This is a genomic window from Treponema sp. (assembly GCF_051883275.1).
GTDB lineage: Bacteria > Spirochaetota > Spirochaetia > Treponematales > Treponemataceae > Treponema_D.
Genome location: NZ_JBJETK010000008.1, coordinates 1 through 7,617 on the forward strand (window position 1 = coordinate 1; position 7,617 = coordinate 7,617).

A 7,617-nucleotide genomic window follows, 5' to 3' on the forward strand; every position below is an offset into this window, starting at 1 on the left:
GTAAAATTCACGCCGAGAATTCACCAAAAACACGCCGTGTTTTAAAAAATTCACGCCGAGAATTTAAAAAAGTACGCCGTGTTTTTTTGAAAACTGCTTTCACCTCTGCTATAACGGTCTGCAATGCCGGTGTCAGCCCTGTAAAGCCGCACTCTCCTTCTGTTTCCTGCTTTCCCCTAAACACAAAAAGAGCGCACCCGTTATTTATGTGAATATATTTTTTTTGAATCAAAGAATCTATAGCCGTTGGTACTAGCGATTCTCCAAAAACACTGCGCTTTCAGACGGGGTTAAAACGCTAGATGAGGGACAAGACTATCTTAAATAAATGTAATCACAAATGCATACATTTATTACTGAACTCCATATAGCACAGAACATTATTTTATCCAGACCATCAGCGAGAAAAAAAGAAATGCAAAACACTGCAATGTAAATGAGCGCCAATATAATAAAAAGAAAAGTCAATTTTCTTTCAACTATAAATTTTGACAAGAAATCATCTTTCCAATGCAAACAATAAAAATTCACAGCTAATATGCAAAAAAAGACAGCAGATGTTATAAAAACATACTCTAAAAAACCATCTAAAGCAAAGATACCTAAGATAAGAAAAATTCCATATATTAAACTTGTAGTAATTAGAATTTTAATTTTTGTTTTCATTGATTTTGCTCCTCAAGACTGTAAACAAATGATTTTATTTAATCTAATATTCCTTTATATTAAAAATTTCTATAAAAACAGTTTTCAGAATTTCTTTCATATTTGAGATTACATTGCTAATAGTAGTAATTTCGCTATCTGAAAAATATGGTTTATATCTTTCACTACTTTGATTCAATGCAGGAAGATTACAACCACAAAAAAGTTTTTTATAAATATCTATCATTTCATTTGTATCTCCTATAAAAACTAAACCTAATGTTTTTGATAAATCACTTATAATATTCCATAGGTTTATTATATTATTACAATCCGCATAATCAATAGCATCAAAATCAAAAACTGTTTCTGATTCAATCGTTATAGAATTTTCTTTACAAAAAATATTTAAATCTTTGCTATTTGAGAAAAATACTAATTGATTATTGTTTTTCAGAAAACTATCTCCATTTTGTGCTGAAACCCAAATTAAAAAAAGTTTTTTTGCTGAAACTTGAAATTTACGGAATAATATTCATTATCAAATTCATTCATCTTTACAGTTATTCAACACCTTCAAATTACTTCCTTTATTAATAACAATACGATATTTAAAAAATCAAACTTACCGCACTCACCCATTTTCCATTCTGCCGCTCAAATATCGTAACATTGTCTACCGGGAAATCTTCCGCAAGATTCAGTTCATTCATTACCTGAAGTGCGCCTGTCATAACGCCTGTCGGAATGTCACGATTGGAAACGGAGATATGACCTTGGAAAGGCCTTCCGTCTTTCTTTGTACAGCCCGGTGCTGCTTTAATGACGGCACTGAACACTGCGTCACGGAGCGCAACCCACTTTTCATCAGTTACGACTTTTGCAAATAAAGTGCGGTCACCGAATGCGTCAAAGTTATTGATGTGAGCAGTAAAACCTAAGCCTTTCGGTATGACTTCGTTTTCAATAGCACGTGCCAAATCTCCTGTAGAATATTCATCAGGGAGCCTGAATGGCGGAACCAAAGTAACATGAATCGGAGTTGCGTGGTCTGATTTACAGCCGTAAGCTTCCCTCATATACCGGCGGCAATCTTCAAGTGTGAGCGTAATATCCTCCGGCAAAAGAACGCCTATAAAGTGTGTCTGCTGCGGGAAGTTCCCGCCTCCACGGTTATTATTTTTGTTTTTCATCTATTTCCAGGTTTCCCAAGTCTTTTGAGCAAGCCCTGCTGTAGCCGCATTCTTTCCGTTACGGCACACCGGCTGCTTCATAAGCTTGAGCTGATTTTCAAAAAGCTTGTCTGCTTTTTCGCTGTCGTCAAGGTAAGCAATGCTTGCGTAATCCTTAGACTTTTTGTCAGTCATCTCTTCAATGGCGTCTGCCCTGCTTCCAGCTTCACGCGCGATTGCATCCACAACGCTGTCAAACTCTCCGCGGCTCATCTCTTTTTCTTTCAGGTCTACGAACTGAACCGGAATACGGCGTTCTGCAAACCATCTTTGAGCAGTCTTTACGTCAAAGTTTTTTAGAGTTCCAAAAATCTGAATCATAATTTTGCCCTATTCGCTCGATTTACCGCAGGCTAAAAGTTTCCGCCGTTCCAGCCCCAGTTGCCCGTTCCCCAGTACGAAACGTAAACTGCATTGCCCGGGATTCCAAGTTCCTTTTCCAGAATCTCGCAAACTCTGGCAGTCATCTTCTCACTTGCACCGCCGTCAACGCTTCCAAGGACTTTAACTTCAACGTAAGCGCCCTTGTCAAGCTTCTTTCCGCCAAAATACAAATCCTGATTATCAACCAGATTTATCATCAGATAAGATTCCGGCTTTCCCATTATACTGATAGCCTTTCCAAACTCAGCCTTCAAAACATCTCTTTTTTCTACAGGCAACTGCATAGTCACCTTAGCTTTAATCATTGGCATTTGATTCCTCCTGTTTCTTTATCTTTCCTTTATAATCTAAAATTCCGCCAAACTCAATAAGATTAGTATAGCCTAAACCCAGAAGAGCCTGGGCAGAAATTTTTCTCCGTGTCCCGGAAAGGCATATAATAAACAAATAAAAATTATCAACTGAAAATACGGGGGAAATAGAGATATGCATAAAGAAAAATTGATGCGATTGCAGAAAATAGTTTTTTTTACAGCAATCCACCTTACATTGAACTTGTCAGATTTTTCAAATTTCTTTGACGTCCGCTATTATTTTTTCATAATGATTCAGGAATTCTTTTTTCTCTGCAAGCTTCGGAGGAATTCCATAAACACAGCAAATCGAAACAAATAAATTTTCAAGGCTGTCCTTTATTTCTTCATCTGAAATTTTATTATAGTCAGAAACCATCTGCACTGCCATTCCCAGCAAAAAGCACGAAGCCATTTTATGAATTGCAAGTGCCTTTTTCCTTTCGTAGCCATAAATATTTTCAAGGATATGAAGAATCTTGGGCATTCTAAGATCATCCACAAGCTTTCCGATTTTTCCATCTGAAATATAAATCTGCCTGAATACAAACGGATCTGACTTTACAAATTTCAAAAATGAAACTCCGAATGAACGGTAAATAAACGTATTTTCTTCATTGACTGCAAGGCTGAATTCACTGTCCAGCCGCTCAACAACTTTCTTTATAATGTCATTTTTCAGCTCGTCCATGTTCCGATATTCAAAATAAATCGGCTGTGTCGAGCATCCGATTCTTAAAGCGATGCGGCGAGATGTGACAGCCTCAAAGCCTTCCGCCCGGAAAATTTCCAAGGCAGCATCAAGAATCATGTCCTTTGTTATTTTCTTTGTAGCCGGCATTTTTCTTTCCTGGAATTATAGCAGCGCAGAATTCAAGTGCGTGCGGCCTGAAAAAAATAAAGACCTTTTCAGCGCGCCTGCACCGCAATCTGCGCAAAACATTCAGACTTCAACCTGAATTCTTGTTCCGCTCGGAAATGACTTTTGCGCATAAATCGAATTCAAAGAGCGGTATGGATTTCTGAAATCTGAAATCTGCTTTTTCAGCTGTCCCAGACGGTCTTTTAGAAGCAGACGGTTTTTTTCATTCTGCGCAAGAACCTGTGACTGCAACCGGCTCAGGTCAGCCTGTATCTGAGAAACAGGATAAGCCTCGCTTGGATTGTAAAATGCCGCGCCCGATTTATTGTAAAGCTCCTGCATGGGAACAATGACTTTTTGCAGCGCGCCGATTCCCTGCACAATCTGTGTCTCAAGCTCGCTGTGGGCAACAAGAGCATCTGTATCTTCCTCGGTTATTTTTGTTTCCTGCTTTTCAAGAACTCTAAGATACTCCTGGAATTTTTTGCGCTGCTGCTCCAGAAGAAGCTTGAATTTCCTGAGAATCATAACGCGCTCATCCAGCTCTTCTTTTGAAATCTTCTGCTCCATAAAAATCTCCATAAAACGGAAAGCCTTGAGGAAACACCGGTCAATCAGCGTTTCCAAAAAAATTCATTTTCAGCTTTAAGCCTTTCCTATCCAGTTATACTCAGCGACGGAGCCGCCCCCGGAATTCTTGTCTGGGCATTGGCAGTGCTGTTTGAAGCCGAGATCCATGATTCCTTGAGCTGGGAAAGCATATCGTACACAAAAGCAAGTTTCTTTTTATCATGGCTTATTGTTGATTCAAGAATCTGCTTGTTGAAATACACATAAAGCGACATGAGATTTTTTGCGATTTCGCCGCCCTGATCCATGTTCAGGCTCACTTCCAGCTCTGTGACTATATCCATGACTTTCTGAAGATAGTTTCCATAATTCTCTATGCTTCCGGGAGCTATTTTTCCATCCTCGGAAATCAGCGCCATGGCTTTTTCCAGATTTGAAATCGCGCCCTCATAGAGCATCACAACAAGTTTTCCCTGGCTGGCAGTTTTCACTCCGATTTCGCGGTAAGCGCTAAAACCGCCGTAAGGATTGCCTCCGTATACCATTGTTCCTCCCGTAGTGTCCTGCGCACAGACAAGACTACTATTTTCGATTATCGGAATAAAAAAATGCAAGTTTAGAAAAACATTCGCAAAAACGGAAAGCGAATTTTTTCGAGCCTTGCAAAATATTGAACATGGACTTGAATTTCACTAAAATATTCGATTATGAAAACTTCACAAATTCCATTCAGGACGCTTCGCGATTCTCCGTCGGAAGCCATTATTTCCAGTCATCAGCTTATGATGCGGGCCGATTTAATCAGAAAACTAGGAAATGGTCTTTACACATACATGCCGCTAGGGCTAAGAGCCTATAGAAAACTTGAAAAAATCATCAAGGAAGAAATTGAAGCTTCGGGAGCAATGGAATTCAAGCCGACTGTTGTGGTTCCCGGTGACATCTGGAAAGAAAGCGGACGCTGGGAAACAATGGGGCCTCAGATGCTCAAAGCCCAGAACCGCCAGCAGCAGGACATGGTTGTAAGCCCGACCGCCGAAGAAGCCTACACTGCAATCATGAAGCAGGGACTCACAAGCTACAAGCAGCTTCCTATAAACTGCTATCAGATAAACACAAAGTACCGCGACGAAATCCGCCCGAGATACGGTGTTATGCGCGGCCGCGAATTCAACATGATGGACGGCTACACTCTGAATGCGGATGACGAATCCCTTGATCAGTCATACCAGGCATACGCAAAAGCCTACCTGAAAATTTTCAAGCGTCTGGGGCTGAATGTGATAACAGTCAAGGCTGACACAGGCGCAATGGGCGGAAGCGGCTCCGAGGAATTCATGGTTGAAAGCGCAATCGGAGATGACACCCTCATTTTGTGCAAATGCGGATACGCTGCAAATGTTGAAAAGGCAACCTGCGCAAAGGACACCCCGATAGACAAAAACGGACAGCCGGTAAAACCTTCGGATAAAAAATACGAGCCGATAAGCACCCCCGGCGTTGGAACAATCAGCGACCTTGAAGAGCATCTCGGCTGCTCAAAGCATCAGCTTTTAAAAACATTGATTTATAAAGCAACAAATGTCTGCCTTGATCTTTCTGAGCTTGAATGTTGCAAGAATCTCAAGAGCATTACAGAAGGAAACATCAGATTCTACCCTGAAGTTTTTGTTGCTGTCTGCATAAGGGGCGATCTTGATATCAACGAAGCAAAACTCGCCGGCTTTCTCAAGGCTTCGGAAGTGGAGCTTGCAACTGCGGAAGAGGATTCAAGAATCACAGGAGCGCCGGTTGGATTCGCAGGCCCGATAGGACTTTCCAATGTTCCGGTTCTTGCGGATAATTCAGTTCTGGACATGCACGATTTTCTTGTGGGCGCAAACAAGGCCGACACTCATTTTATTCATGTTGAATACGGAAGAGATTTTTCAGCATGGAAAACAGCGGACTTCAGAACCGCAAAGGAAGGCGACATCTGTCCTGTCTGCGGAAAACCCTTCTACACAACAAAGGGAAATGAGCTTGGCCATATTTTCAAGCTCGGAAAAAAATACACAGAATCAATGGGCGTTACCTATCTGGACAAAAATGGAAAAGCCGCCGTTCCCACAATGGGCTGCTATGGAATCGGAGTTGACCGCGTTCTTGCTTCAATAATCGAATCCTTCCATGACGAAAAGGGAATTATATGGCCGATGTCAACTGCGCCATATCAAGTCGCCATTGTTCCAATAAAATACACGGGGGCAATGAAAGAAGCCGCGGACAAAATCTATGACGAGCTTTTAAAAAGCGGAGTTGAAGTTCTGCTTGACGACCGCGATGAGCGTCCCGGTGTAAAATTCAATGACATGGATTTGATCGGCTTCCCTGTCAGAATTACAGTCGGAGAAAAAAATCTTCCGAACGTTGAAATTAAAAGGCGGGCAAGCGAGCAGACAGAGCTTATTCCACTGGAAAAGGCGGCGGAAAAGGCGGCGGAAATCGTAAAGGCTGAATTCGAAAAACTGAATTCATAGCAGTCTTGAAAAATCCAGTTTTCAGGGCACTCTATTTTTTACGGAGAAAGGATGTTACAGAAAATATTTATCGCTGCGATATTTATTCTTGCAGGAAATTTCCCGGCATTTTCTCTTCCGGGGGTAAAACAGTATATTCCCGACACTTCCGGCGAATACGTATATTACAGGGACAAAACATTCAGGAGCGCGGCCATTGTCGGCTTTCTTTACTACAGCGAAGACACCTATGCAGCGCGGTTTTATTCGCCTGCTGATGCTGAAAAAAAACAGCCGGCAAAGGACATTACAATTTATGTTTCCGTAAATCCAGACTCCGCAAAGGGAATAGAATTCACCGGGGAAAAAATTCACGGCGCAGTTTCGCAGGAAGACACGGACATCATAAATTACATGCATGATCTGTTTTACGAATTTACATTCCGCAGACAGAAAGCCCAGCTTGTTTCAGATCAGGCGGTTATAGAGCGGCAGGATTTTCCGCAGTTCGGAGGCACAGTGGACATCAAGTTCAGCTCATTTGTGCCGATTTTCAATATCGCTGAAATAAAGGCCGCTGACGGACAGAATATTTTTTCAATCGAAACTTCAGGCAGGCTGCTTTCTTCGGAAGATAAAAGCTTTGCCCTGTTCATGGGAGTTGAAGGCCTGCCCAAAGACAAAAAGCGTGTTTTAAAAAAGGTAAAGGCGGAAGAGCAGACTGTGGAATTCGGCTCGCAGAAAATCACGCTGGACACCAGATGGAAACATTCCATGGAAAACCTGTGGCTGCTTGAGGATTTTGCAATTCTTTCGATGACTTCAGTTGAATTTCCCGAGGAGCAAAAAAAATCCGCAATGGACATTTTGCTTCGGAGAGTCTGCCAGAGCACAAACCTGTCGTACTCGATTTCTCCGCAGAAAAAAATAACAGTGGAAAATGACAGAGTCACTGTCATGAATGTTTTTTACCAGCCTGAATCTGAAAACATAACCAGGGATTTTAAAATCATCACGCAGAACAAGGACGGAAAAATTTCTTTGTGCACGCTCACATTGTTTGACAGCGTTTT

Annotated in this window: 10 protein-coding genes; 2 read left to right on the plus strand and 8 right to left on the minus strand. The window is 41.4% G+C overall.

The window, feature by feature from the left end; genetic code table 11:
* Nucleotides 1–315 precede the first annotated feature (315 nt).
* The 8 genes from ACI4L0_RS00840 to fliS all read right to left on the minus strand — a co-directional run bounded on the left by ACI4L0_RS00840 (nt 316) and on the right by fliS (nt 4,591).
* Nucleotides 316–666 carry a hypothetical protein gene (locus ACI4L0_RS00840; protein ID WP_439798279.1) on the minus strand — a complete coding sequence of 117 codons (351 nt, stop codon included), beginning with the start codon at nt 664–666 and terminating at the stop codon, nt 316–318.
* Nucleotides 667–709: 43 nt separating this feature from the next.
* Nucleotides 710–892 carry a hypothetical protein gene (locus tag ACI4L0_RS00845; protein WP_439798280.1) on the minus strand — a complete coding sequence of 61 codons (183 nt, stop codon included), beginning with the start codon at nt 890–892 and terminating at the stop codon, nt 710–712.
* Between the two features lie 364 nt (nt 893–1,256).
* Complete coding sequence (locus ACI4L0_RS00850; RefSeq protein WP_439798281.1) at nt 1,257–1,838, minus strand: 2'-5' RNA ligase family protein; 582 nt, start codon at nt 1,836–1,838, stop codon at nt 1,257–1,259.
* Nucleotides 1,839–2,198 carry an arsenate reductase family protein gene (locus tag ACI4L0_RS00855; RefSeq protein WP_439798282.1) on the minus strand — a complete coding sequence of 120 codons (360 nt, stop codon included), beginning with the start codon at nt 2,196–2,198 and terminating at the stop codon, nt 1,839–1,841.
* A 32-nt stretch (nt 2,199–2,230) separates the two neighbouring features.
* On the minus strand, nt 2,231–2,566 hold the full coding sequence (locus ACI4L0_RS00860; RefSeq protein WP_439798283.1) for a phenylpyruvate tautomerase MIF-related protein: 336 nt from the start codon (nt 2,564–2,566) through the stop codon (nt 2,231–2,233).
* Nucleotides 2,567–2,828: 262 nt separating this feature from the next.
* Complete coding sequence (locus tag ACI4L0_RS00865) at nt 2,829–3,455, minus strand: TetR/AcrR family transcriptional regulator (RefSeq protein WP_439798284.1); 627 nt, start codon at nt 3,453–3,455, stop codon at nt 2,829–2,831.
* 102 nt (nt 3,456–3,557) lie between these two features.
* A complete protein-coding gene (locus ACI4L0_RS00870; protein WP_439798285.1) occupies nt 3,558–4,046 on the minus strand; it encodes a flagellar biosynthesis protein FlgN in 489 nt (162 codons plus the stop codon).
* 86 nt (nt 4,047–4,132) lie between these two features.
* Nucleotides 4,133–4,591 (minus strand): flagellar export chaperone FliS, encoded by a 459-nt coding sequence (gene fliS, locus ACI4L0_RS00875; RefSeq protein ID WP_439798286.1) that lies wholly within the window; start codon nt 4,589–4,591, stop codon nt 4,133–4,135.
* Between the two features lie 162 nt (nt 4,592–4,753).
* Here fliS and ACI4L0_RS00880 point away from each other — a divergent pair, with 162 nt between their 5' ends.
* Both ACI4L0_RS00880 and ACI4L0_RS00885 read left to right on the plus strand, forming a co-directional pair.
* Nucleotides 4,754–6,565 carry a proline--tRNA ligase gene (locus ACI4L0_RS00880; protein WP_439798287.1) on the plus strand — a complete coding sequence of 604 codons (1,812 nt, stop codon included), beginning with the start codon at nt 4,754–4,756 and terminating at the stop codon, nt 6,563–6,565.
* Between the two features lie 51 nt (nt 6,566–6,616).
* The coding region (locus tag ACI4L0_RS00885) for a hypothetical protein (RefSeq protein WP_439798288.1) at nt 6,617–7,617 on the plus strand (1,001 nt) is incomplete at its 3' end.

What these genes read in the sequence shown, in the direction of transcription:
- ACI4L0_RS00840 (WP_439798279.1), bottom strand. Translation starts at nt 666, where the DNA reads ATGAAAACAAAAATTAAAATTCTAATTACTACAAGTTTAATATATGGA.
- ACI4L0_RS00845 (WP_439798280.1), bottom strand. Translation starts at nt 892, where the DNA reads ATGATAGATATTTATAAAAAACTTTTTTGTGGTTGTAATCTTCCTGCA.
- ACI4L0_RS00850 (WP_439798281.1), bottom strand. Translation starts at nt 1,838, where the DNA reads ATGAAAAACAAAAATAATAACCGTGGAGGCGGGAACTTCCCGCAGCAG.
- ACI4L0_RS00855 (WP_439798282.1), bottom strand. Translation starts at nt 2,198, where the DNA reads ATGATTCAGATTTTTGGAACTCTAAAAAACTTTGACGTAAAGACTGCT.
- ACI4L0_RS00860 (WP_439798283.1), bottom strand. Translation starts at nt 2,566, where the DNA reads ATGATTAAAGCTAAGGTGACTATGCAGTTGCCTGTAGAAAAAAGAGAT.
- ACI4L0_RS00865 (WP_439798284.1), bottom strand. Translation starts at nt 3,455, where the DNA reads ATGCCGGCTACAAAGAAAATAACAAAGGACATGATTCTTGATGCTGCC.
- ACI4L0_RS00870 (WP_439798285.1), bottom strand. Translation starts at nt 4,046, where the DNA reads ATGGAGCAGAAGATTTCAAAAGAAGAGCTGGATGAGCGCGTTATGATT.
- fliS (WP_439798286.1), bottom strand. Translation starts at nt 4,591, where the DNA reads ATGGTATACGGAGGCAATCCTTACGGCGGTTTTAGCGCTTACCGCGAA.
- ACI4L0_RS00880 (WP_439798287.1), top strand. Translation starts at nt 4,754, where the DNA reads ATGAAAACTTCACAAATTCCATTCAGGACGCTTCGCGATTCTCCGTCG.